Below are 24,678 nucleotides of genomic sequence, written 5' to 3' on the forward strand. Positions count from 1 at the left end.
TCACGCTTACATGCCAAAACCCATGGTCAGCAGAAAGGCCACGCCATTGAGATCGACCCGGCGATTTTGCGGCAGACCGGTGACAACGCTGCCCTGCTTGCGCGTCACGCGCACGTCGTGATACAACAACGACAGGGTGGAGGTGATGCCGTCATCGGTGGTAAAGTAGACGCCGGCCTCCGCCCCCCAACCCCAGGCGCGATACTGGCGCCTCTCGCTGGGCGTGCCGTTGGCGTTCGCCTCCCGGCTCCAGAGAATGGTGTGACACACCACCGGCCGCAGCAACAGTCCGGTGTCTTCGAGCGAGGTGACTTTGTCCATGCCGGTTTTGGCGGCCCAGCCCAAGCCGGGCAGATTGGGCAGATTCATTTCGAGCAGGGAGAGTTTGAGCACCGGCCCGGCCATGAGCGGCAGCATGGTGCGGGTGAAATCGATTTCAGCAGTTGGCCGCACGCCTGTCACCGCCTCGCCGGCGACGAAGGCCAGGTCGCGATAGTGCCGGCGATGCACGCCGGCGCCCACCGCGAAATCCCACTGCCACACACCGGTGCGATCGATGCTGGTGCCCAGCCAGGCGCCGCCGTAAACACCACCCGCCATGTGAGCGGGATAAATCGCGCCGAAGGTGAAATCCCAATTCACCGACTGGCTGTGCGCCGGTGCCGCCAGCGCCAATGGTGTGAGCAGGGCGGGCAGGATTTTAAGAATGTTGTGGCTGCGTATTCTCATTTTCTTTCCTCCGGGGAAGCGCGCTGTGAAAACGTTGTTGCATTGCCGGCATGCCGGCAATGGTTGCCACATGCCTCCTGCGCAAACCGGCTGTGGCTGTTGCCTGGCAGGGCTGCCGGAGAGGGGACTCGGCCATGGTCTGCCAGCGTGCGGCAGATCCGGTCAGGGCGCGGCAGTCTGGCGCGCGACTCTCACCATCTCCCGCACTTCGGCAAACAAAGTGGGCGCATGATAGGGAATGCCGTCCTTGATGGTCCAAACGATGCCGCCGCCCCGGCGCTGGCGGTCGAGAGTGGCCTCGCTGCCGCCGGGATAGAGAATGCGCAAATTCTCCAGGGGGTTGCCGTCCACCACGATGAGATCGGCAAGATAACCGGCCTTCAGGCGGCCCAGCTCATGCGCCTGACCGAGCACCAGCGCGCCGTTGCTCGTGGCATGCTGAATCACCTCGAGCGGATGAAAGCCCGCTTCCGCGTGCAGCTCCAATTCCCGCAAATAACCGAAGCCGTAGATTTGATAAATGAAGCCGGCATCCTCGCCGGTGGTGACGACGCCGCCCAGCCGGCTGAACTCACGGATGGCCTGCATCCACAGGCGGTAGTTCTCCTTCCAATACACCTCATCGGTGCTGGTCCAGCCGTGGAAGAACGAGCCGTGAAAATCAGGATTGGGCTGGAAAAAGGCGGCGAGCGCGGGATGGAGATAGTCCTTGAACCAGGGCTGGGTCAAGGCGCGCTGCAAATCGCGGCAGGCTTCGTAAATGCACAGCGTCGGATCCCACGCCACGCCCGCCTGCACCAGGGCCTGCAAGACTTGCCGCAGTTTTGCGGGATCGACTTCACGCCACAGGCGGCCGGCATAACGAAAGCGGTGCAGCTCGTTGTTGTAATTGAAATCCGGCGGGAACTGCTGCACGCCCGTGAGCGCGGCCTCGGGTACGCCATACCAGTGCTCGATTGTGCTCGTGCCGGCTTGTGCATCGTGCCAGGCATTGAGATCTTCCACGCCGGCGTGATGCGCCAGCTTGAGGCCGAGTTTCTTCGCTTCCTCGGCGACGATGAGATAGGTGGCGCGGTCCATCTGATGGCACTTCAAACCCTCCGCGCCTTTGGCTTTGAGCTCCCGCACCTTGGCGCGGATCTCCGCCTCGCTGTCGCCGCCCGGACACCAGAAATAAAGCCACAGCCGCGGCGCCGCAATGGTGTTGGCCGCGCTCTTGCGTTTCTCCGCCAGCGCTTTGTCATAGTCGCTGCCCACGTCGCGCACGGTGGTGATGCCGCAGCCCAGCCAGAGTTTGTATTGATAGTCGAAGGGCATGGGGAGGCCGGCACGCTCATCCTGCAAATGGCCGTGCATGTTGATGAAGCCCGGCAGCACGTATTGGCCCGCCGCCTGGATCACGGCCTCCGCCGTGTGGCGATAGCCGGCATCCGGCCGGCTGCGCGTGATGCGCGCGATGCGGTTGTGCTGGATGACGATATCCACCGGCCCCTCGGCGGGCGTGGCGTTGCCCTCGATGAGCATGGCATCGGTGATGACCAACACTGCCGGCCGCCGGCCGTGCTGCGGTGAGGGCGGCTGGCCGGGCAACGGCGGGCTTAGCGCCAGCAGCTGCAAACACAGAACGCCCAGCATGGCAGCCGCCGGCGGTCTCGATGAGCATGAACTCCGATGCGCTTGCGCCATCATCAATGGCCCTCACATTTGCTTCATGCGCCCGGATGTGACGGGATCAACAAGGTCAGCCGCCACGGGATTTTAGTCGTGCGGGATCCCGCGGCCGGACGCTGCTTTGCCTGGCAAGAATATTTTCATCAAGATGCTGCCCGCCAGAACGGGCAAGCTCCACCACCGGCTGCCAACCGGCGTTGCCGGCGCGCCATCCCATGTCAACCATACAAAGCCATGCGCGGCCAACGCCCGGGGCCGGGGAGCTGAATGCACGACTGGCAGCAGGGCCGGCGGCTGCGCGCTCGCCACCGGCTGCCCGCCCGCGTCGCCGTGATTTTGACCAGTTGGTCGATCCGCGCAAACACCGGCAGATCCAGGAAGGCGGCCGCGCCGATCGCGATGAAGGTCTGGAATGCTGCCCGGTGAGAAGGCGTGGGTGAATTGGGGACGGCGTGCTTCAGGGTTGCATCCCTGCCGGCAAGCGTGGCGGTGGTCGGAAATTCTTTGCGCGTCGCCATGGGCCCGTGAGTTGCGTGTGAAAAAGGATGCGGCTATGGTAACCAAACCGGCAGTCTTTGTCAAATGGATTTTAGCGGGGTGCGTCATGCCTCAATTACGCATGGCGAGGTGGCGCAGACATCTTGTCTGCAGGCAGGGATATCCGTGCCACTCCACACGTTATTGGAGGATTGGAGGATGCGTGGCGCCGGGAGGGGAAAACACACAGGCCGTGAATGCACTCACGGCCTGTGGCTGAATGGCGCGGGTGGAGAAATCCCGCCGCGCGGGTCACGCGATGGCGGGGTGCTGTTCGGCCACGCCCGCCGATTCCGTCTTGGGCTTGCGCGGCCGTTTGCCGAGCACGATTTTGATCACATCGTCCATTTCGCTGACGAAATAGAATTGCATCTGTTCGCGCACATGCTGCGGGATTTCCTCGATGTCCTTGCGGTTCTTTTCCGGCAGAATCACCTTGTTGATGCCGGCGCGTTTGGCGGCCAGCGCCTTCTCTTTGATGCCGCCCACCGGCAACACCAGCCCGCGCAGGGTGATTTCGCCGGTCATGGCGTAATCATGCGCCACCGTGCGGTCCGTGAGCAGGGACATCAGGGCGACGAACATGGTCACGCCCGCGCTTGGTCCGTCCTTGGGAATGGCGCCCGCCGGCACGTGGATGTGAATGTCGGTCTTGTCGAAGATATCCTCGTCGATTTCGTATTGCTTGGCCTTGCTGCGAATGTAGGAGAGCGCCGCCATCGCCGACTCCTTCATCACGTCACCGAGATGGCCGGTGAGGGTCAAGCCGCCCTTGCCGCGCATTTTGGTGGCTTCCACAAAGAGAATGTCGCCGCCCACCGCAGTCCACGCCAGGCCGGTGGCCACGCCGGTGCGGCTGGTGCGTTCCTTGGCGTCGGAGAAATACTTGATCACGCCGAGATACTTTTGCACGCTGTCGCGGGTGACGACGCGCCTGATCTCGGCGGCGTTTTCCTGTCCCTTGCTCTCGACGATTTCACGCGCCACGCCGCGGCAAATGTTGGCAATCTCCCGTTCCAGGTTGCGCACACCCGCCTCGCGGGTGTAGGCGGAGATGACATGTTCGATCGCCTCCGGTTCAAAGGTGACCTGTTCGGGCTTCAAACCGTGCGCCTCGAGCTGCTTGGGCACCAGAAATTTCTCGGCGATGCGCATCTTGTCTTCCGCAGTGTAACCGGGCAGCTCGATGATCTCCAGGCGATCCTTGAGGGCGGGATGGATCGGGTCTTCGAGATTGGCCGTGGCGATGAACATCACCTTGGAGAGATCGAAGGGCACCTCCAGGTAATGATCGCTGAAGGAGAAGTTCTGCTCCGGATCCAGCACTTCCAGCAGCGCCGAGGAGGGGTCGCCACGGAAGTCGGCGCCGACCTTGTCGATCTCATCGAGCATGAAGATCGGGTTGTTGACCCCGGCTTTCTTCAAGCCCTGAATGATGCGGCCCGGCAGGGCGCCGATGTAGGTGCGGCGATGGCCGCGAATCTCGGCCTCATCGTGCACCCCGCCCAGGGAGATGCGCACGAATTTGCGGCCCATGGCGCGCGCAATCGAGCGGCCCAGAGAGGTTTTGCCGACGCCCGGCGGCCCGACGAAGCAGAGAATCGGGCCTTTCATGTCCGGCTTCAACTGCCGCACCGCGAGATATTCCAAAATGCGCCGCTTCACCTTCTCCAGGTTGTAGTGATCCTCATCCAGCACCACGCGGGCATAGTTCACGTCGAGGTTGTCCTCGGTTTCCTTGCTCCACGGCAGCTCGATCAGCCAGTCCAGATATGTGCGGGAGACGGTGTATTCCGCGGCCGCCGGGGGGATGCGCGCCAGGCGGTCCAGCTCCTTCTCCGCCACCTTGCGGGCCTCCTCGGGCAGCTTGGCTTCTTCGAGTTTCTGGCGCAGCTCGTTGATCTCGCTGGTGCGCTCGTCCTCGTCCTCGCCCAGCTCGCGTTTGATCGCCTTCAGTTGTTCGCGCAGATAATACTCGCGCTGGTTTTTGGAAATCTCGCCCTGCACTTCGCTTTGAATCTTGCTGCCCAGTTCGAGAATCTGCAACTCCTTGCTGAGCAGGAAAGTCGTGCGCTCCAGCCGCCGGCGGATGTCGGTGATTTCGAGAATGTCCTGCTTCTCCTGCATCGGGATGTTGAGGTTCCACACGATGATATCCGCCAGCCGGCCCGGGCTTTCGGCGTTCATCACCATCATGGTGTGCTCGGGAGTCAGGTAGGGCGCGAGATCGACTGCCTTTTGAAATTGCGCACGCAGGTTGACCACCATGGCGTCGATGTCCATGCCCTCGGCCTTGCCTTCGGGATAGGGCTGCACCGCCACCGTCAGGTACGGGTCGGTTTGCAGAAAGTCCAGCAATCGCGCGCGCGCCACACCCTGCACCATCGCGCTTTGCGTCCCATCCGGCATCTTGAAGATTTTCATCACCTGGGCAATCGTGCCCCAGCGATACAGGTCCTCCGGGCCGGGATCATCCACCGCACCATCCTTTTGCGCCACCACCATGATCAGGCGGTCGCTGCGCATGGCGGCCTCGATCAAGCGTACGGATTTCTCACGCCCGATGGACAGAGGCAAAATCTGCTGCGGAAAGATGACGGTATTGCGCAGCGGCAGCAGCGGCAGGACTTTCGGAATTCTAATCTCGATTCCCGGATCATCGGAATCTCGTTCTTTGCTCATAGGAAATTCCTGTATGAATTTAGATGAATTTTCGAGTTGCAGGACTTCACACGCGGAAGTGATTTTCCCGCACCAGATTTGGTCGGAAGATACCAGTCCCGCTTTCAAGATGAACAAACTCTACAAACGTTGTGCCGCCCTCTCCGGGCGTGCAAGTTCAGTAATTTGAACCGGAGTGTCATGCCTCAGCATGGTAGCATGAGGCAGTGCTTGCGTGGATTCTAAAGATCAAATAAGAACTGAGTGCCAGAAAATTAAAATCTTGCACTCCAAAGCTCAGTTGCCGAAAAGTTTTTATCCCTGTACCGCGTGAGATGAGAAACTACGGCGTGAAAAGATTCAACCGCCGGACTTCCCGGGAGTTATCTCCGGGCATGCAGCAGGTCTCAGGCAAAATGTCAGACTGTCGGGGCGGTAAAACTGTCAGAGAAGTCAAGACGTCAGTTGGTCGTTCAGGGCTGCCAGTTGCGTGGCCATGGCTTCCAGCAGGCGAGTGTCATTGTGCCAAAAAGCATCGGCCGTGTGGCTGTCGATATCAATTTCGCCATAGATGCGGCGGCCCTTAATCGGCACGACGATCTCCGATTTGGTTTCCACGCTGCACGCCAGGTAGCGCGGATCGGCATTCACATCCGGCACCACGATGGTTTTTTCCTCAGCCGCGGCTGCGCCGCAGATGCCGCTGCCGAGCGCAATGCGTGTGTGGGGCGTGGGCGCGCCCAGGTAATTGTGCACCACCAGCTCGTTGCCCGCCAGCAGATAGATTCCCACCCAATCGTATTTGGGGAAGTGCGCCTTCAATTTTTGCACGCAAAAAATGTAAGTCTCGTCCAGGCCGGGTGTGTGGGCGAGAAACTCGCGCAGCTCCTGCCGGACCGCTTCCCCCAACACCACCTCGAGGCCGCGGCGGTAACTTTCCACCCCCAGGCCGCTGATTTGATCGAGACAGATTTCACGCAGCACCGACTGACGCCGAAAGGCTTCGCGCTGATGAATGTCGGAGAGATGCACCTCCACTGCCGGCAGCTTCACGGCGGCGAGCGCGTCGCGCAGTGCGTAGCTGTAATGCCCGAGCGCGCCGGGATTGATCACCACCCCGGCAGCCGCGTGACGCTCGCGCTGCAGAAAGTCGATCAATGCGCCCTCGTGATTCGATTGAAAGCAATCCACCACCGCCCGCGCCGCCGCGGCGAAGCGCGCCAGCTCGGCGTTCAGCTCGGCCAGCGTCATACGGCCGTAGATGTCGGGCTCACGCTCGCCCAGCAGATTGAGATTGGGGCCGTGGACAACGAGTATTTTCTTCATGCGGTCAGACCGGATGAAAACATGAGATGGTTTGCGGATCCCGGCGCGGTCAGGTGATCGACAGGCTTGCCCGGATGAGCTGCGAAATGATCGCCGCGGTTTCCTGCGGCGTGTGCTGCGCAAAGCTGTCCACGGTGAGCGTGGCGCGCCGGTAGTACGGCTCGCGTGCGTTCAACAGCGTGCGGATGAACAGCGGCCGTTCGGCGGGTGCGATGCGGTTGAGCATCGGGCGGCCGGTGCCATCCTTCAGGCGCCGGTAGAGTTCATCGGGATGGCAGCGCAGGTAAATCAACAGACCCTGTGCCAGAATCGGCCAGGCGCTCTCCTGGGTGGGCGTGCCGCCGCCCAGCGCAATCACCACCTGCTCGCGGCCGAGCAACTGCTGCAGGAGGTTCACTTCCACGCGGCGAAAATAGGGTTCGCCATGCTGGTCGAAAATCTGCTCGATCGACATGTTTTCCTGTCGCACGATCTCCTCGTCCAAATCCACGAACTGCCAGCCCAGCTCGTGCGCCAGCAGCCTGCCGATCGTGCTTTTGCCGCACCCCATGAAGCCAATCAGAAAAATATGCCTCACCGGTTTGAGTGTGACCAGGTTGTCCATCGTTCCAGGATTTCCTGCATGCTATCGCCGCCGAATTTTTCCAACAGGGCGTCGGCCAGCACCAGCGCCATCATGGCCTCGCCGATCACCGCCGCCGCCGGCACGGCGCAGACATCCGAGCGCTCGATGTGCGCGGCGGCGGGTGCCTTGGTGCGCAGGTTGACCGATTCCAGCGGCCGCATCAAAGTGGAAATCGGCTTCTTGGCTGCGCGCACCACCAGCGGCTCGCCGTTGGTGATGCCGCCCTCCAAGCCGCCGGCGTGGTTGGAAGGGCGATGAAACCCGCGTTGCGCGGTGTAATGGATCGGATCGTGAAATGCGCTGCCCCGGCTCCCGGCGCCGGCGAAGGCGTCGCCGATCTCGACACCCTTGATCGCCGGAATGCTCATGAAAGCCGCGGCCAGCCGGGCATCGAGGCGGCGGTCCCACTGCACGTGGCTGCCCAGCCCCACCGGCACATTGAGCGCCGCCACTTCAAAAATGCCTCCCACCGTGTCGCGCGCGGCCCTGGCCTGATCAATGCATGCGATCATTTCCCGGCCGGCCTCCTCGTCCAAACAGCGCACCGGCGAGGCCTCGCTGCGGGCCTCGATTTCATCCAGGGGCAGGTCGAACGCCGGCTGTCCAATTTGCAAAAAGGAATAACGGCTGCGCGCCTGTTGAATTTGCACTACGTGACTGAGCAGCCGGAGGTGGAACGACGCCAGGAATTTTCTCGCGACCGCGCCCAGCGCCACCCGCATCGCCGTTTCCCGGGCACTCGCGCGTTCCAGCACGTTGCGCAAATCATCGGTTTGATACTTGATGCCGCCCGCCAAATCCGCATGCCCGGGCCGCGGAATCTCCACCGGCGTGACCTCCCCGGCGGTCGGTGCCACTGCCATGCGGGTTTGCCAGTTGGGCCAGTCGCGATTTTCAATTTGCAGGGCAATCGGCGAACCAAGGGTCTTGCCAAAGCGCACGCCGCTGAGTATGCGGGCGTGATCCTGCTCGAGGCGCATGCGGCCACCACGGCCGTGACCGCGCTGGCGGCGCTGGAGTTGCACGGCAATCTCCGCCTCGCTGATCTCCAGGCCGGCGGGCATGCCCTCCAATATACCCACCAGCACCTGGCCATGCGACTCACCGGCGGTAAAATATCGAAGCTGACTCATGCGAATAAAAAATAATGAAACACAGGTGTCATTTCTGGAGCAAACGACGGGCATAATAACGATTTGCCGGCTGGAAAGCAAGGCTGGGCTTGCTTTCCAGTCAAAAGAGGCCTAACATTGCAGCATCGTAATCCGGCATGAGTTGCGGCTGCCAATCCGTTTGACCGCCGGTGGTGACCCGTGAAAACTCCGCAAGACGCGCCGGCATTTAATCCGTCGTTCCTTGTTCCAACTGCGAAATGGCCTCATGTCAAATGTTTCATCCGTCTCACCCCCCTCGCTTCGTCCCGCCGAGGTGATCGCTCTCATCAGCTCCATGTTGCTCGTCGGCACCAGCTTCGGCGCGGTGGCGCCTCTGGTGTCGGCGTTGCTGGAGCAGCGCGGCTTCAGCGAGTATTTCACCGGCGGCGTCTCCGCCATGCTGGCGGTGGCGGTCGCCCTGCTGAGCACACATGTTGGCAGGTTGGTCGAGCGCCATGGCACCCAGCGCATCAACTTCCTGGGGTTGGTGGGCCAGGCTCTCGGCTTCGCCGGCCTGGGGGTGGCGCTGGCGTTTTATGAACCGGCGTTGTTTCTCGTCCGCTTTGCTCTCGGTGTTGCCGCCACCATGACTTTTGTCGGCGCCGAGGTGGCATTGCTGCGTGGCGTTGCCGCCCACGTGCGGGGCCGGGTGATGGCGGCCTATGGCGCTGCATTGACCTTCGGATTCAGTGCCGGGGTCTTTGTGAGCGACTGGGCTTATGATTGGGCCGGCTTGTGGTGTTTCGGGCTGGTTGCAGCCGCCGCGCTGATCATGGCGCCGCTGGCATGGTGGGGCTTGCGCGGTGAAATTGGCCAGCCCGCTTCACAGCCGGAATCCCCTGGCAGGCTGTCGCCGGCCGATGATATGGATTGGCGCAGTCTGTGGCTTGGTCTGTTTGGTGCGCTCGTCTTCGGTGCATTGGACATGGCCATCGCCGGCACTTATCCGGTCGAGGGCCAGCGTCTGGGTTTGAGCCGCAGTGAAACCTTGCACATCGTTGGTTTCACCGCGTTCGGCATGGTGCTCACCCAGCCGATTTGCGGCTGGCTGGCGGACAAATTCGGCGCGCGCCCCGCCATGGCGGGCATTGGGGTGTTCGGCGTGGCCTGCTGTCTGGCGGCCGGGGTCATGAGTCAAAAGGGTTTGGCGGCAGGTAAAATCTGGGCAACGATGGCATTCGTCGGCATTGGTGTGGGCGTCGGCGGCGTCTATCCCGTCAGTCTGAAGATTTTGGGCGACCGCACGCCGCCCGGAAAAATGGCGGTGGCTAATGCGCGTTTTTCGATGCTTTATGGTTATGCTTCACTGTTTGGCCCCATGCTCGCGGCTTTCGCCATCGATGCCGTGGAGGCGCTCGGCTGCCTCGGCTGGGCCGTGCCCGGCCTCTCCGGCGTGACCATGGCAATGGTCGTGCTTCTGGTGATTTGGGATCGTCGCAGAGAGAGAGTGGCGAAGAAAGCGTCTGAAAGCCCCGCCGGCTGAAGCCGGCAGTGGCGGGTGGCGTGGCCGGCAAGCACGTTCCTGCGCTCACTTTTTTTCATGTAACCTAAATTTTGCAGGCGGGCTTGCCGTTGTTCGGAAGAAACGGCCTGTTCACAAAACTCCGTCAGGAGTGAACTGTTTGTAGACATGGGCATCTTGCGTGTCTTTAAACTCGGTCAGGAGTGGCCTGTCGAATTTCCCATAATCTGGCGCGGTTTTTTCGAGGAGGGCCAAGTAGGTCACTCCTGACGGAGTTTTGGGAAATGCGAGATGCCGCTTCACTAAAAAACAGTTCACTCCGACCGGAGTTGACAGCGTGTTTGCCTGCAAAATTTTTTATGTACCACCCCTTGGGTGGTTGGGCGTCGTGATCAAAGCGGTGTTTCTCGCGGAGGGGATCGATCTGGGTGCAAAATTCAGGTGTAAACTGACGTGTGCGCGCAGTGACAGCGGGCAAAGTTGTCTCCTGAAATTTTGCACGGGTCATGTTGCCCTCACCACCTGCGGTTGCAATCGCAGGCTCGAAGCGCGAGCCGGCTGAAGGCCGGCTTGTCACCCGGTTGGCGGGCAGCCGCCTTCAGGCGGTTTCAGCGTTGAGGGAAAGGTGGCAAAAAGAAGATGCAAAATTCAGGTGTCAGAAGTTGTGTCGTGATTTTGACTGAGCCTTTGGCACACAGGCAAAAATTCCCACGGGCCAGTCCGTCAGATGAGAACAGATTGCCGGAGCGTGCCGCCGGCATAAAAACGGCAGCTCATCGCCGCGGCGAAGCCTCGAGCCTGGGATAGTAGTACAACCGCACCGGCAGGCCGCGCAGCGATTCACTCAGCGTATAGTAGCCTTTGCCCTGCGCCTGCCAGGCCACGGCCTCGCCTTGCGGTTCGAGAATGTAGGGCACGGGCGTGGCCGGTTGAGCGAAGGCCTGCCACAGATTCTGATCCGGCTGCCTCGGCCAAAAGTAGATCGCGACGTAGGTTTTGATCAGAATGCCGTCACCGGACGGCGAAATGTCGCCGGCAACCACACCCCCCAAGCGCAAGGTCGCGACGTGCTCGAGTGTGAGCGTGCCCGAAGTCGGCTGCGGATACGCGGCACGATACACGCGGGCAATGGTGTCCTGCTTGCTGACGATGTAAAGATCCCTGGTCAGTGGATCGAGCATGAGTGTTTCGGCGTCACGGCTGCCATCGGGATAGCGCACCGTGATCGTTTCCACGCCGGTGAGCGTGGTGTCGAGCGGAGATGGTCGCGGCCGCACGCGCGGCTCGGGGACACGATGGATGGTTTTGAGGGAAGGTGAGGAAGAGGTGTGGCCCAGATCACCGATGTAGAGATAATCCACGCCCGGCAGCGGCCCCGGCCCCAGGGCGAGATCCTCCCAATCGCGCGCGGTTACGCCGGCGAGCCTGAAGGTGCCGAGATGTCTGCCGTGGGTGTCGAGCGCGAACAACCGGCTGTCATCGCCCGAGTCGTTGTGTGTCCACAACACGGCGGTATTTTTCCGGCTGGCGGCGAGTCCGGAGGCTTCGGTGAGCAGCCGGCAGGCGACCACGCCGCAATCGATCCGGCTGCCGAATTGGGGAGTTTGCGCGTGGGCGGTGCGTGACGTCAGATACAACACTGCGCCAGCCGCCACCAGCACCCTCCAGCGAAGGCTTGCGATCATCAGGCCTCCGGTTTCTCCCGGCCGGCTGTTTCGAACAACGAAAGCTGCCCCGTGGCAGAAGCGGCGCGGCAGCGGCTCAAGGCGTGCAGCTCCTGCTCCAGCCAGCGGATGTACTGCCGGTGGGTCTTTCTGATTTCGAGGGCGCGCAGGCAGAGCGCACGCACTGCCGGTGCGAAGGCCGGCCAGTGCTGCCGCACGACGGCGGGCAGGCGCAAATAGGCCGGTGCCTCATCGCAGAACAGCGGGCTGCGCGCCAGCGTCCAGATGTCGCATTGTTTTTCGCCCCCGGGAATGCCATTTTGGCCCTGGACCAAATGTGTCAACTCATGGCCGATGGTGTTGTAGCTCACCTTGCGGGCGCGCAGGCGAATCAGGTTTTGCTCGCGAATGGCGGCGCCGAGATGCACGCGGGTGTAGCCCACCGTGATGGTTTGCCCCTGCAGCTCGGGAAAATGGTGCAGGGCATGGTGCAGCATCTGCACCAGCCGCCGGCTCAGGCGCTTTTGCATCGCGGGCGTGAAACGAAAAGGCACGGCCTCCTCGGGGTGGTTTTTAATAGACCGGCACCGACGGGTCAACCGTTCGTGACCACTGCGCAATGCCGCCGCGCAGATTCATGACATTTCTGAAGCCCTGCTGCTCGAGAAAGCGGCAGACTTGCATACTGCGCCCGCCGTGATGGCAGTAGACAACGATGGTGTCTTCCGGATTCATTTCCCCCAGACGATGCGGTATGGCGCGCATGGGGATGTGGAGGGCGCCGTCGATTTTGCAATAGTCCACTTCGGACTGCTCCCGGACATCCAACAGCACGATGGCCTCACCCCGCAGGCGGCGCTGGTGCAGTTCCAATGGATCGATTTGCTTCATCTGGCCTCCGTCAGCTCGTTGCTTGATTTGAAAAGGGAGCCGAAAATAAGGAAATCCATTCCGGCAAGCAAGCCCAAAGAACAGCCGCCATCGGTGTCAGGATCAGACTCCAAAAATCCCTCCGCGAAAGCAGCACGCCCATGGAAAAAGCCATTTCGTGGGGTTCATTTTCGCGGGAGAAAAGTCGTGACGCCTTTGGCAAACGGTCGAATTTCGAAAGCCGGGCTGCTCAATAGTCGAAGCAATCTCCCAGCAACATGTGGCATAACGCCGACTTCCCTGCCTGCCGGCAACAGCTTTGTGCCGCGCGCTTCGCCAAGATCCGCGGGCCTGCAACCCGCGCGAAATTTTGCTTGACTTTCTTCGCCCAGCCTGCCTATACTGGCCGCACCTGCTCGGAATAAACCGTTGCAGGTGGGCATTGCAACAGGCAGTGAGATTTGCCTCATCAAAAAATCAGAGATGGAGTCATGAAGAAAAACTGGCGAGCCCCGGTCGCCGCACTCATGAGCGCGGTCTTTCTCCTGCTCACAGTGACGGCGGAACTGGCGCATCGGCACGGCAGTCAGCCGGCCGAATTGCGACTGCTTGCAACGGACAATGCCACGGGCAAATCCCCGGGCATGGCCGGCAAAAGCCAGGATTGCGTTGCCTGTCTGCTGTCGCTGACGCAGTCTGCAGTTGCAGCAAACCTTCTTTGCATGGACCTGCCGTCTGTCGTTTCGTTTCTGCCTCTCACTGAACCTGCTTTTCATAGTGCCGCTCCGGCGCTCTTCTGCACCCTGCGTGCCCCTCCTGCTGTCCCTGCCTGAAAGCATTTTCCCCACAATTACGGTGTTCTCCGGCGGCGTGAAGCGCCTCCCGCTTTCCGTCATCGTGCGAGTTGCCAGCAGGCCATCTGCGCTGCCTGGTCCCGGGCAGACGATGTCATCTGCTGTCGTGTGATCATGCCTGTGCCTGCAAGGCAGCCGGCAGCTTGACGGGGCGGGCCGCAGTGCTTCATCCCGGCCGGAATGCGCCAAATCATCGCCTTTCTGATTGTACCGGCATCTGGTCTGTGACTGGCCGGCAGCCGTTTTGCCACATGGCGGTTTGAAGCTGCTGCCGGGGTGCGTGCAAGGCGAGGGTCAGCCCGTGCGCCTGCACACTGCATGCGCTGCCCGCACCACTTCGGCAGTGGGAGCGCAGGCAGAACTGCCGTCTGAAACGAGTCTGCCGGCCATGCGCCGCGGAAAGGCCTCATGGTTTTTCCATCTGCGAGGTTGGAAAATGTCATTGCCTAGTCTGAGATATTGGCTCGTGTTTTTGTATTTGGGGCTGGCCCTGCCAGACGGTGTTGCCCGGCAGGAACCGACAGTTGTCCGATTTTTCGGACGGGTGATCGACAAGCAAACGAAGCAGCCGCTGCCCGGTGCCCAGGTTTATCTTCCCGAGTTGCGGCGCGGCACGGTCACGGATGACCATGGCCGTTTCACCATCCCCGCCATCCCCACGGGCAGGCACCACGTGCGCTGCCAGTTGCTGGGCTATGCAGATTGTGAAGAGCATCTGCTGCTGCAGGAGGATACAGAGCATATCTTTCAACTCGAGGCAGAGCCTGTGGCGGCGCCGGCCGTGACGGTCACTGCCGAACGCTTTGCCCGGGACAAGCCTGGCGGCAGCGACCGCGCGCTGGCAGTGTTGCGCGGAGAGCGCCTGGAGAAGGCGCGCGGCCAGTCATTGGGCGAAACTCTCGAGGGGATCGCCGGCGTGACGGTTTTACAAACCGGACCGGCGGTGGTCAAGCCGGTGGTGCGCGGTCTGCACAGCGATCGCGTGCTGGTCTTGAATGCCGGCGTGACACAGGAGGGCCAGCAATGGGGCGGGGAGCATGCCCCGGAAATCGATCCATTTGCACCGGCACGCATCGAAGTGTTGAAAGGCGCTGCCGGCGTGCAATACGGCGTTGGTGCCATCGGCGGTGTGATTCGCGTCGAGCCGCGGCCGCTGCGCGAGCACCCGGGTTGGGGCGGCGAGTTTTGGCTCAATGGTTTCTCGAACAATCTGCAAGCGGCGGGCTCGCTTTTGCTCGAAGGCGCGCCGCGGCAGATGCCGGGCCTGGCCTGGCGACTGCAAGGCAGTGTGCGCCGCGCTGGTGACGCCCGCACGCCGGATTTCAACATCCGCAACTCCGGTTTTGCCGAACGCAGCGGTTCGCTCGGTTTGGGCTATGACAAAGGCGGCGTCACCACCGAGGTGTATTTCAGCCACTTCGGCACCGAGCTGGGAATTTTCACGGGTTCACACCTCGGCAACCTCACGGACTTGCTGCGCGCCATCGCACGCGGCCGGCCCGCCACAGACAGCGACTTCAGCTATGAAATCCGGCCGCCGAAGCAGACCATCAGCCACAATCTGTTGTCGGTGCGTTCCAGCCTGCCCGCGGGACGACTGGGCCGGCTGCACTTGCAGTACGGCTGGCAACAAAACCATCGCCAGGAGTTCGACGCCCACAAGCCGTACAACGATTCGCTGGCGGCATTGAACCGGGCCTCCCTCGATCTCACGCTGACCACGCACGCTGTGGACCTGACCTTTGCTCACCATCCCTGGCGCAATCTCTTCGGCAAGCTCGGCGTGAGCGGCATGCGCCAGGGCAATGTGCAAGCCGGAACCATTCTGTTGATCCCTAATTTTCGCGCCCACACCGGCGGCGCATATGTTCTCGAGACCTGGACACACGGCGCCTGGACCATCAACGCCGGCTTCCGCTTCGATGCCCGCGTACAACGGGTTTACCGCCGGATCAATCGTGAAGTCGTTACCACCGTGCATCGTTATCACAACTTCACCACGGTGGCGGGGGCAATTTATCAGTTCGCGCCCTCCTGGGCGCTGGCCGCGAATCTCGGCACCGCCTGGCGGCCACCCGGCATTAATGAGCTTTACAGCAATGGCGTGCATCACGGCACCGCACAATTCGAGATCGGCGATCCCGGCCTGACCCGCGAGCGCAGCTTCAATTTCGATGTCACGCTCAAACAGCAGGGCAAGCGCAGTCGTCTGGAGTTCAGTGCCTACCGCAACCGGCTGCATGACTTCATTTTCCTGTTTCCGCAACCCGAGCCGACGCTCACCATTCGCGGCGCCTTTCCCACCTTCCGTTTTCAGCAGGCCGATGCCGTCATCGCCGGCGCGGACGGCATGGCCCAGTTTCAATTGACGGATTTCTTCGAACTGGGCGTGAGTGCGGCCGTCGTGCGCGGCCAAAACCTCGAAACCAGGGAGCCGCTGTTTCATATGCCGGCGGACCGCCTGCGCTTGTTCACCTCCTGGCGGGTGCCGGCGCCGGCTCTCCTGCGCGAAACCCATCTCGACCTGGCGGGCACGTTCGTACGCCGGCAAACCCGCGTGCCGAAAAATGCCGATTATGCGCCACCGCCTGCTCCTTATGCGCTGTTGGACCTGAGCCTGGGTGGCAACTTCGCCGTGGCCGCACTGCCGGTCAGTTTCGAACTCACCGTGCAAAATCTGCTCAACACCGCGTATCGCGATTATCTGAGCCGCTATCGTTACTTCATCGACGATCCCGGCCGGAGCTGGATTTTGCGTCTGCACACCTCGTTTGGCCTGCCGCCGCAGGAGTAGCACATCGCCCGAGCCATCATCTTGACAACAGCCAGGAGGCTTTTCTCCAATCCGGATTTGTTCGGGATGAGGAAAATTCCAGAAGGTTTCTGCTCCGGTCTGGCCATCAGAATTCGCGCAATCTGCCTCAAACCGGCGTGGTGCCCACCGGCTCAGCCGGGGAAAATTTTGGAAACAGGCCCCCGTTCACCTCTGAACTCATAAACTAAAAAGGAGTCACACGATGCAATCTTTCATCCCTCTTCGTCCTGCCGCGCTGTTGTTCATGTTGCCGTTGTTGCTGATGTGGTGGGGTTGCGAAAAAGATCCCGCCTCACCCGAGGAAGACAATGAACAGGAATTGATCACCAAAGTGGTTTTGACGCTGACGGAAAGCGGCTCCGGCAGCACGGTCACGGCGACCTACAACGATCCCGACGGCCCGGGCGGCATGGCGCCCACGATTGGTTCGCTCACCGTGAAGGCCGGCAGCACGTACGCGGGAACCATCGAGGTGTTCGATGAAACCAAGACGCCGGCGGTCAACCTCACGGACGAGATCAAGGAGGAAGCGGATGCGCACCAGTTTTTCTACACCCCGCAGGGTGAGCTTGCCGGCCGGCTGGTGGTGACGATCACCGACAAGGACAGCAAGAACCTGCCGCTGGGGCTGGTTTTCCATGTGACGGTGACCGCCGGCCCGCCGGTGACCGGGTCTGCCACCAACTCGTTGAATGTGGTCTTGAGTCATTACGACAAGGATACCAAGAACGGTCGGGACCGCAGCGATGAATCCGACATTGACATCAACGTGCCGGTGGGCATCGTCAATTAACCGGTCGCAAACCGGACGCGCCTGAACCAAAAGAAAAACTTCCCGCCAAACGGCGAAGCCGCAAAGAAGGCACAAACTCTGCTCTTTGCGGCTTTGTGTGTTTGCACGTGGTTTTTGTTGCCTGCAAACAGGCAACTGCTGCACCTCCGGTGTTGGTAGTTGCCGCCCAAAACATTGGCAACGGGTGTATTGGAAGGATGAGGAGCTGCGGGCGGTTGAAAAGCATTTTCAGCCCGCCCAAGGACAGGGAGCCGCCCGCGGCGTCAAAGGCGGAAACTGTGTTCGGACAAGTCCGGCAACCTGGCGTGCCGGCCTCACGGTTGAGCAGGCAGGGCTTGCGTTTTGCATTTCTTCTGTTTATTTGAAGGCACGTGCGAACGCGGACACGAGAAGAAGCTGAAAAAATAAGATCGGGATACCGCGAAATTCTTTTTCCCAACGAGCCGGAGGAGGACATGTTTCGACACCTGCTGTTTGCCGTCTGCTGGCTGGCGCTGTGTGTGTCCGGTGTGCAGTCGCAGGAAGAGGCGCGTTTGCTGCGTTTCCCAGCCATTCACGAAAATCAGATTGTATTCACGTATGCCGGGGATTTGTACACCGTCGCCGCCACCGGCGGGCTGGCGCGCAAACTCACGAATCATCCGGGCTACGAAATGTTTGCCCGCTTCTCGCCCGACGGCAGGTGGATTGCCTTCACCGGCCAGTACGACGGCAACACCGAAGTCTTTCTGGTGTCCGCCACCGGCGGCGTGCCGCAACGTTTGACCTACACCGCCACGCTCGGCCGCGATGACGTGGCTGACCGCATGGGGCCCAACAACATCGTGATGACCTGGCGCCGCGACGGCAAAAGCATCGTGTTTCGCTCGCGCATGCGCTCGTTCAACAGTTTCATCGGTGCATTGTTTGCCGTGACGCCCGCGGGCGAGCCGGCGGAGCAGCTTCCGGTGCCGCGCGGCGGCTTCTGTTCCTTCTCCCCGGATGACCGGAAAATGGCCTACAACCGCGTCTTCCGCGAATTCCGCACCTGGAAGAAATATCGCGGCGGCATGGCGGATGACATCTGGGTCTATGACTTCGCCACCAAACAGACCGAAAATCTCACCAATCATCCCGCGCAAGATGTCTTCCCCATGTGGGCCGGCAACAAGATCTACTTTCTCTCCGACCGCGAGCCCCACCAGCGCATGAACCTGTTCAGTTTCGATCTCGACACCCGGCAAACACAACGGCTGACCAACTACAGCGATTTCGACATCAAATTTCCCTCGCTGGGCACGAACGCCATCGTTTACGAATATGCCGGTTACATCTACAGGTTCGACCTTGCCAGTCAGCGGGCTGAAAAAGTCCCGATTCAAATTGCCGATGACCGTCTCAGCGGCCGGGACGAGCTGCGCACGGTCAGCGAGGAAGTGACCAACTCCGAAATCGCGCCGGACGGCAAACGCGCGCTGTTTGGTGCCCACGGCGAAGTGTTCACCGTGCCGGCAAAATACGGCCCCACCCGCAATCTCACCAACACCTCGGGCGTGCACGAGCGCGATGCGAAATGGTCACCGGACGGCAAATGGATCGCCTTCATTTCCGACCAGTCCGGCGAGGATGAAATCTACATCGTGCCGCAGGCCGGCGGCACCCCGATTGCCCTCACCCAAAACGAGACGACTTACAAATACGCCCTGGAGTGGTCGCCCGACAGCAGGAAGATCCTGTGGTCCGACCGCAAACAACGTCTGCGCTTCGTCGAGGTGCAAAGCAAAACCATCACCGAAGTCGACCACTCGCCGCTGTGGGAGATTCGCGAGTATGCCTGGTCGCCGGACAGCAGGTGGATTGCCTACGTCAAACCCGAGGAGGAAAACCTGCCGCGCATTTTCCTGTACAGCCTGGAGAGCAAACGCAGCCAGGCGGTGACCGCCGGCTGGTATTGGTCGGGTGAGCCGGCCTTCAGCAGCGACGGCAAGTTTTTGCTGTTTACCTCGAATCGCGATTTCAATCCCATTTACAGTTGGACGGAATGGAATCACGCCTATCAGGACATGGAGCGCATCTATCTGCTCACGCTGAACAAGGAGGTGGAATCGCCTTTCAAGCCGCGCAGCGATGAAGTCGAGATCAAAGCCGACACCGCCAAAGCCGAGACCGGCAAGGCCGCGGTCGCCAAGAAGGACAGCAAAGAAGCCGTCAAGCCGCAGCCGGTGGTGGTCAAGATCGATTTCGACGGCCTGATGGACCGGCTCGTGTCGCTGCCGATCAAGCCGGCGAGCTACTCGCATCTGGTGATGGTGGGCGATCAAGTTTACTACCAGCGCAAAGGCAGCATGGACGAAAAGCCGCTGCTGCTGCTGTATGACCTCAAGGAGCAGAAAGAAACCGAGCTTGGCCAGATCGACGGTTTCGAAATTTCCTTCGATCAAAAGAAGATGCTGGTGGCCCAGCAGAAGAGTTATGCCATCATCGATCTGCCCAAAGCGAAAATCGAGTTGAAGGACAAACTCAACCTGGGCGGGATGGAGATGCGGTTGAACCGCCAGCAGGAGTGGCGGCAGATCTACAACGAGTGCTGGCGCCAGATGCGGGAATTCTTCTATGATCCCGGCATGCACGGCGTGGACTGGGCGGCGCAACGCGACAAGTACGCCCCCTTGTTGGCGCACGTGAGCCACCGCAACGATCTCACCTACCTCATCGGCGAGCTGATCGGCGAACTCAATGTCGGTCATGCCTATGTTGGCGGCGGTGACCGGCCGGGCGTGCGCCGCATTCAAACCGGGCTGTTGGGCGCCGAGCTGGAGCGCGATCCCGTGTCGAAATACTACCGCATCAAACGCATTTTGCGCGGCCAAAATTGGGACAAGAAGCTGCGCTCGCCGCTCACCGAAATCGGCGTGAAAGCGGCGGAAGGCAACTATATTCTGGCAGTGGACGGCCGGCCCACCAACATCATGACCAACATTTTCGAGGCCCTGCTCAACACCGTGGACAAGCAAGTGAAGCTGCGTTTGAACACCCAACCGGAGACGGCCGGCAGTTGGGAAACCACGGTGGTGCCGATCGGCGATGAGGTGGATTTGTATTACTACAACTGGGTGCAGAACAACATCAGGAAAGTGAGCGAGGCCACCAACGGTGCGGTGGGCTATCTGCATGTGCCGGACATGGGCCCAGGCGGCTTGAACGAGTTCGTCAAACATTTCTATCCGCAATTGCGCAAGCAGGCGCTGATCATCGACGTGCGCGGCAACGGCGGTGGCAACGTCTCGCCGATGTTGATCGAGCGCCTGCGGCGCGAGCTCGCCATGGTGGATTTGCCGCGCAACTCCCGTCCGACTCCCGATCCCCCCGCCACATTTCTCGGGCCGATGGTGTGTTTGATCGACGAATACTCCGCTTCGGACGGCGATTTGTTTCCCTATCGTTTTCGCAAGTATCAGCTCGGCAAGTTGATCGGCAAGCGCACCTGGGGCGGCGTGGTCGGCATTCGCAGCCCGTTGCCGCTGGTGGATGGCGGGCAATTCTTCAAGCCGGAATTTGCGAGCTATGATACCGAGGGCCGGGAGTGGATCATCGAAGGCCGCGGTGTCGAGCCGGATATTTACGTCGACAATGACCCCGCCAAAGAATTCGCCGGCGAGGATGAGCAACTGAACCGCGCAATTGCGGAGGTGTTGGAAGAATTGAAGACCCGGCGGGTCACCCTGCCGCCGCCGCCGCCGTATCCGAAGAAGAACTGACCCGCTCCCGGGTCTGCGGCTGCGGCCCGGCCGTTGCAGAAAAAGCCTCCGCCTTTTCCCAATCCCGGGCTTGCGGCAAGCTCGAGCCAGCCGGGATTGCCACGTTTTCGAACAGACATGAAATCGCCGGCAGGGCGCCTGAATTTTTCCGGGCTCCTTGCCGGATGAGACGGGCAGTGAACTGACTGTGCACCATCAAGCAAGGTTTTTATGTTTCCCGAGCTTTTCAAACTTGGTCCGCTCACGATTCACAGCTTTGGCGTGATGGCGGCGCTGGGTTTTCTGGTTGGCGGTTATTTGCTGGAGAAGGAATTTGTGCGCGTGAAATTGCCGAAAGACGACGCCGGCCTGCTGGTGCTGGCGGCTTTTCTGGGCGGCATGATCGGCGCCAAACTCTATTTTCTGATCGAACATCCCTATCTTCTCAAGGAAGATTTCTGGGGCAATGTTTTTTCTGGCGCCGGCCTGGTGTGGTATGGCGGGTTCCTTGGCGGTCTGGTTGCCGGGGTGGCGCTGAGCTGGCGGCGCAAACTGCCCGTGTTGCAGGTTGCCGACCTGTTCGCGCCGGTGCTGGCGCTCGGCCAGGCCTTTGGCCGCATGGGCTGCTTTCTTTCGGGCGACGGTGATTACGGCCCGCCCTCGGATCTGCCCTGGGCCATGCGTTTCAGCAACGGCGTGGTGCCCACGCGCAACAATCCCGAGCTGCAAAATCTCTATGCGCAAATGCACCCGGGCGCCCCCATTCCGGCTGATATTGCCGTGCATCCCACCATGCTGTATGATCTCCTGATTCTGCTCGTCAGCTTTGCCATTTTGTGGCGGCTGCGGCGGCGCCCCTGGCCCAGCGGCAGGCACTTCGCGCTTTATCTCGTGTTGATCGGCAGCGGCCGCTTCTTCACCGAATTTTGGCGCATGACACCCAAGCATCATTTCGGTCTGCTTTCCGATGCGCAACTGATCAGCCTGCTGCTCATCCTTGCCGGCGTGGTGGTGCTGCTGGTGCGGCGCGGCCAGCCGGCGTTTAAATCCCCGGCGTGACGCCCGCCCAAGCTCGTGGTGCTGCGCGCAGCATGGCTGCCTGCCGGGCGCTTCCTGCGCAGGCGGCTGCACGGCCGCGTGGCTGTGCGCCGGCGGAGATTGCGCTCCCGCCTTGTAATTCTATCCGCACTTGCTTACTTTCCGGCCAACCTTGCAGGCTCACACGGCGGATGATCCTCTGGCATGCAATCTCCCTACGCTGAAATTCATTTTCCGCTGCCGATGTCGCGGGGCTACACCTACCGGATCCCGGAATCCCTGCAGACGCTGGCACAAGTCGGCTGCCGCGCGCTGGTGCCGCTGGGCAGGCGCGTGGCCACCGGCTTCATCGTGAAGCACGTGGCCGGCACCGACTTTCCCGAAGAAAAACTCAGAGACATCTTGGATGTGCTGGATGAGACGCCGCTGTTTGACGAAACGCGGCTGGCACTGGCGCAGTGGGTGGCGGAGTATTATCTTGCCAGCCTGGGCGAGGTGTTGCGCACCATGCTGCCGCCGGGCTTGGAGAAAGAGAGCAGGCAGACTGTTCGTTTGCGCCGCACACCCAGCGCGGATGAGTTGACGGAGTTGGCCGTTCGTGCGCCGCGCCAGGCGGAAATCGTGCAGGCGCTGCTCGGTAAAACCGGATACAAAGTCGCGCACCTCGCGCGCAATTTGAAATACCAGGGCGTGCGCGCCAGTCTGCGCAGCCTGGCGCGTCAGGGCTGGGTGGAATTATCGCAGGAAGTGGGCCGGCCGGCGGCAGCGCCGTTGCGCCTCACGTATGTGGAATTGACGGCCGCCGGCCGCCGGTTGCTGGAAGAGCAGGGAGGCGAGCCCGCCGCGGTTGCCGGGGACACGCCGGCGCCGCCCTCAGGCAAAGGGCGGGTGAGCGAAAAGCAGTGGCAGGCATTGCGCTGGCTGCATAAACAAGGCGAGGCCTCCCGGCCTTTTTTTCTGAAACGCACCGGGCTGGCGGCGGCCACATTGCAGGCCCTGGTGAAAAAGTCGCTGGTGCAGCTGCAGCGCAAGGAAATCGACCGCAACCCGTATGCCGTGCTGCCGGCGCCCGCCGCACCGGTGACGTTGAATGCCGAGCAAAGTGCGGCGGTGCAGCAGGTGGTTGCGGCACTCGATCAAAAACGGTTTGGCGTGTTTCTGCTGCACGGCATCACCGGCAGCGGCAAGACGCAAGTCTACATCGAGACCATCCGGCATGCCCTGGCCGCCGGATTGGGCGCCATCGTTTTGGTGCCGGAAATTTCCCTGACGCCGCAGGCGGTGGCGCGTTTTCAGGCGAATTTCGGGGCCAATATCGCGGTGTTGCACAGCCGCTTGAGCACGGGCGAACGTTACGATGCCTGGCGCCGGGTGCAGCGCGGTGAAGCCAGGGTGGTGGTGGGCGCGCGCTCGGCGGTGTTTGCGCCCGTGCCGCGGCTCGGCCTGATGGTGGTGGATGAAGAGCATGACACCAGTTACAAGCAGGTGGACCCGGCGCCGCGCTATCATGCCCGCGACGTGGCCGTGATGCGCGCCAAAATGGCCGGTGCCGTGGTGCTGCTCGGTTCCGCAACCCCCGCGCTCGAATCCTACTATAACGCACGCACCGGCAAGTATCATCTGCTGCAATTGCCCAGCCGCATCGACAATGTGCCGCTGCCGGCCGTGCGGGTGATCGACATGACGCGCTTCCGCAAGACGGCGCCGGATCACGACGGCATCTTCTCGCGGCCACTCTTTGAAAAAATCGCGGAAAAGATCGCGCGCGGCGAGCAGGTGATCTTGCTGCAAAACCGCCGCGGCTTCGCGCCCATGATCAAATGTGTGAATTGCGGCTTCGTGCGGCGCTGTGACGCCTGCGACATCGCCATGACCTACCACAAAATGGGGCATATGTTGCGCTGTCACTACTGCAATGCTCATGAGCGCGCACCCGACACCTGCCCGCAGTGCGGCGGGCTGGATCTGCTCTTCAAAGGCATCGGCACGCAGAAGGTCGAGGCGGCGCTCAAAACCCTGCTGCCCCAGGCGCGGGTGGTGCGCATGGATCTGGACACCACGCGCGGCAAGCTGGCGCACGACCGTATTCTGCATGAATTCGGCGAACATCGCCATGATGTTTTACTGGGCACCCAGATGATCGCCAAGGGGCTGGACTTTCACAAGGTCACGCTCGTGGGGGTGATCTCCGCCGACACCACGCTGCTGCGACCGGATTTTCGCGCCGGAGAACGCACCTTCCAGTTGCTCACCCAGGTGGCCGGTCGCGCCGGCCGGCGCAATCTGCCCGGCGAAGTCATCATTCAAACCTATTCGCCCACGGATTTCTGCCTGCTCTGCGCGCAGCAGCATGATTTCCATCAATTCTATGCCGGCGAGATGCAACACCGCCAGGCGCTGAAATATCCGCCCTTCTCGCGGCTGGCGGTGGTGGTGTTTCGCCACAAGGATGAAACACGCGTGCGGGGCGTGGCGGAGGATTTTGCCGGCCTGCTGCGGCACTCCAAAACCCCGATGCTGGTTTATGGCCCGACCCCGGCGCCACTGCGGCGAATGCAGGATGAATTCCGCTGGCAGGTGATGATCAAGAGTGATCTCGTGCACGACCCGGGGGCACGCCTGCTGCGGGCAACTTTGAGCCGGGTATACACCTTTTTCTACAAAGCCCAGGTGCGCCGGCGGATGCGGGTCCAGGTTGACATCGACCCGGTCGCGTTGATGTAAAGATTGGACTTGTATCGGCTGAAGCGGAATGTTATATTG

Annotated in this window: 17 protein-coding genes and 1 pseudogene; 8 read left to right on the forward strand and 10 right to left on the reverse strand. The window is 61.3% G+C overall.

The annotated features are described in order from the left end of the window. Positions 1-6: 6 nt before the first annotated feature. Positions 7-729: a hypothetical protein gene (locus ONB52_17560; GenBank protein ID MDZ7417943.1), complete on the reverse strand. Its 723-nt coding sequence runs from the start codon at positions 727-729 to the stop codon at positions 7-9. Positions 730-891: 162 nt separating this feature from the next. Further along, a complete protein-coding gene (locus ONB52_17565; GenBank protein ID MDZ7417944.1) occupies positions 892-2,364 on the reverse strand; it encodes an amidohydrolase family protein in 1,473 nt (490 codons plus the stop codon). A gap of 303 nt (positions 2,365-2,667) precedes the next feature. On the opposite strand from ONB52_17565, the gene ONB52_17570 reads away from it, so the two are divergent. Then, positions 2,668-2,826, forward strand: a complete 159-nt coding sequence (locus ONB52_17570; protein MDZ7417945.1) for a hypothetical protein — start codon at positions 2,668-2,670, stop codon at positions 2,824-2,826. A 363-nt stretch (positions 2,827-3,189) separates the two neighbouring features. On the opposite strand, the gene lon is transcribed toward ONB52_17570, so the two are convergent. From lon to aroC, 5 genes and pseudogenes are all read right to left on the reverse strand, one after another. Then, positions 3,190-5,619: an endopeptidase La gene (gene lon, locus ONB52_17575; GenBank protein MDZ7417946.1), complete on the reverse strand. Its 2,430-nt coding sequence runs from the start codon at positions 5,617-5,619 to the stop codon at positions 3,190-3,192. Positions 5,620-6,051: 432 nt separating this feature from the next. Beyond that, entirely contained in the window at positions 6,052-6,513 is a 462-nt protein-coding gene (locus tag ONB52_17580) for a GAF domain-containing protein (GenBank protein MDZ7417947.1), read from the reverse strand. Beyond that, a pseudogene (aroQ, locus tag ONB52_17585) lies at positions 6,505-6,924 on the reverse strand (type II 3-dehydroquinate dehydratase). The gene ONB52_17580 and the pseudogene aroQ overlap by 9 nt, the downstream one beginning before the upstream one ends. Positions 6,925-6,973: 49 nt before the next feature. After that, complete coding sequence (locus tag ONB52_17590) at positions 6,974-7,528, reverse strand: shikimate kinase (GenBank protein MDZ7417948.1); 555 nt, start codon at positions 7,526-7,528, stop codon at positions 6,974-6,976. Further along, entirely contained in the window at positions 7,498-8,682 is a 1,185-nt protein-coding gene (gene aroC, locus ONB52_17595; GenBank protein MDZ7417949.1) for a chorismate synthase, read from the reverse strand. Before aroC ends, ONB52_17590 begins: the two co-directional genes overlap by 31 nt. A gap of 247 nt (positions 8,683-8,929) precedes the next feature. On the opposite strand from aroC, the gene ONB52_17600 reads away from it, so the two are divergent. Continuing rightward, a complete protein-coding gene (locus tag ONB52_17600) occupies positions 8,930-10,186 on the forward strand; it encodes an MFS transporter (GenBank protein MDZ7417950.1) in 1,257 nt (418 codons plus the stop codon). Between the two features lie 752 nt (positions 10,187-10,938). On the opposite strand, the gene ONB52_17605 is transcribed toward ONB52_17600, so the two are convergent. The 3 genes from ONB52_17605 to ONB52_17615 are packed head-to-tail and all read right to left on the reverse strand — an operon-like array spanning position 10,939 to position 12,720. Further along, a complete protein-coding gene (locus ONB52_17605; protein MDZ7417951.1) occupies positions 10,939-11,850 on the reverse strand; it encodes a hypothetical protein in 912 nt (303 codons plus the stop codon). Beyond that, the gene (locus ONB52_17610; protein MDZ7417952.1) at positions 11,850-12,383 is read right to left on the reverse strand and encodes a hypothetical protein; all 534 of its coding nucleotides are present in this window, start codon (positions 12,381-12,383) and stop codon (positions 11,850-11,852) included. Before ONB52_17610 ends, ONB52_17605 begins: the two co-directional genes overlap by 1 nt. 19 nt (positions 12,384-12,402) lie before the next feature. Next, positions 12,403-12,720, reverse strand: a complete 318-nt coding sequence (locus ONB52_17615) for a rhodanese-like domain-containing protein (GenBank protein ID MDZ7417953.1) — start codon at positions 12,718-12,720, stop codon at positions 12,403-12,405. A 470-nt stretch (positions 12,721-13,190) separates the two neighbouring features. Between ONB52_17615 and ONB52_17620 the strand changes: the two genes are divergently transcribed. The 6 genes from ONB52_17620 to priA all read left to right on the forward strand — a co-directional run bounded on the left by ONB52_17620 (position 13,191) and on the right by priA (position 24,639). Further along, positions 13,191-13,532: a hypothetical protein gene (locus tag ONB52_17620; GenBank protein ID MDZ7417954.1), complete on the forward strand. Its 342-nt coding sequence runs from the start codon at positions 13,191-13,193 to the stop codon at positions 13,530-13,532. Between the two features lie 463 nt (positions 13,533-13,995). After that, positions 13,996-16,347: a TonB-dependent receptor gene (locus tag ONB52_17625; GenBank protein ID MDZ7417955.1), complete on the forward strand. Its 2,352-nt coding sequence runs from the start codon at positions 13,996-13,998 to the stop codon at positions 16,345-16,347. Between the two features lie 223 nt (positions 16,348-16,570). Continuing rightward, positions 16,571-17,161 (forward strand): hypothetical protein, encoded by a 591-nt coding sequence (locus ONB52_17630; GenBank protein MDZ7417956.1) that lies wholly within the window; start codon positions 16,571-16,573, stop codon positions 17,159-17,161. A gap of 455 nt (positions 17,162-17,616) precedes the next feature. Beyond that, complete coding sequence (locus tag ONB52_17635) at positions 17,617-20,898, forward strand: S41 family peptidase (GenBank protein ID MDZ7417957.1); 3,282 nt, start codon at positions 17,617-17,619, stop codon at positions 20,896-20,898. 210 nt (positions 20,899-21,108) lie between these two features. Then, entirely contained in the window at positions 21,109-21,936 is an 828-nt protein-coding gene (locus ONB52_17640; protein ID MDZ7417958.1) for a prolipoprotein diacylglyceryl transferase, read from the forward strand. Between the two features lie 183 nt (positions 21,937-22,119). Next, entirely contained in the window at positions 22,120-24,639 is a 2,520-nt protein-coding gene (priA, locus tag ONB52_17645; GenBank protein ID MDZ7417959.1) for a primosomal protein N', read from the forward strand. Positions 24,640-24,678 lie beyond the last annotated feature (39 nt).

The sequence above is a fragment of the candidate division KSB1 bacterium genome, from assembly GCA_034506255.1.
Classification (GTDB): domain Bacteria; phylum Zhuqueibacterota; class Zhuqueibacteria; order Zhuqueibacterales; family Zhuqueibacteraceae; genus Coneutiohabitans; species Coneutiohabitans thermophilus.

What these genes read in the sequence shown, in the direction of transcription:
- ONB52_17560 (MDZ7417943.1), bottom strand. Translation starts at nt 729, where the DNA reads ATGAGAATACGCAGCCACAACATTCTTAAAATCCTGCCCGCCCTGCTC.
- ONB52_17565 (MDZ7417944.1), bottom strand. Translation starts at nt 2,364, where the DNA reads ATGCTGGGCGTTCTGTGTTTGCAGCTGCTGGCGCTAAGCCCGCCGTTG.
- ONB52_17570 (MDZ7417945.1), top strand. Translation starts at nt 2,668, where the DNA reads ATGCACGACTGGCAGCAGGGCCGGCGGCTGCGCGCTCGCCACCGGCTG.
- lon (MDZ7417946.1), bottom strand. Translation starts at nt 5,619, where the DNA reads ATGAGCAAAGAACGAGATTCCGATGATCCGGGAATCGAGATTAGAATT.
- ONB52_17590 (MDZ7417948.1), bottom strand. Translation starts at nt 7,528, where the DNA reads ATGGACAACCTGGTCACACTCAAACCGGTGAGGCATATTTTTCTGATT.
- aroC (MDZ7417949.1), bottom strand. Translation starts at nt 8,682, where the DNA reads ATGAGTCAGCTTCGATATTTTACCGCCGGTGAGTCGCATGGCCAGGTG.
- ONB52_17600 (MDZ7417950.1), top strand. Translation starts at nt 8,930, where the DNA reads ATGTCAAATGTTTCATCCGTCTCACCCCCCTCGCTTCGTCCCGCCGAG.
- ONB52_17605 (MDZ7417951.1), bottom strand. Translation starts at nt 11,850, where the DNA reads ATGATCGCAAGCCTTCGCTGGAGGGTGCTGGTGGCGGCTGGCGCAGTG.
- ONB52_17615 (MDZ7417953.1), bottom strand. Translation starts at nt 12,720, where the DNA reads ATGAAGCAAATCGATCCATTGGAACTGCACCAGCGCCGCCTGCGGGGT.
- ONB52_17620 (MDZ7417954.1), top strand. Translation starts at nt 13,191, where the DNA reads ATGAAGAAAAACTGGCGAGCCCCGGTCGCCGCACTCATGAGCGCGGTC.
- ONB52_17630 (MDZ7417956.1), top strand. Translation starts at nt 16,571, where the DNA reads ATGCAATCTTTCATCCCTCTTCGTCCTGCCGCGCTGTTGTTCATGTTG.
- ONB52_17635 (MDZ7417957.1), top strand. Translation starts at nt 17,617, where the DNA reads ATGTTTCGACACCTGCTGTTTGCCGTCTGCTGGCTGGCGCTGTGTGTG.
- ONB52_17640 (MDZ7417958.1), top strand. Translation starts at nt 21,109, where the DNA reads ATGTTTCCCGAGCTTTTCAAACTTGGTCCGCTCACGATTCACAGCTTT.
- priA (MDZ7417959.1), top strand. Translation starts at nt 22,120, where the DNA reads ATGCAATCTCCCTACGCTGAAATTCATTTTCCGCTGCCGATGTCGCGG.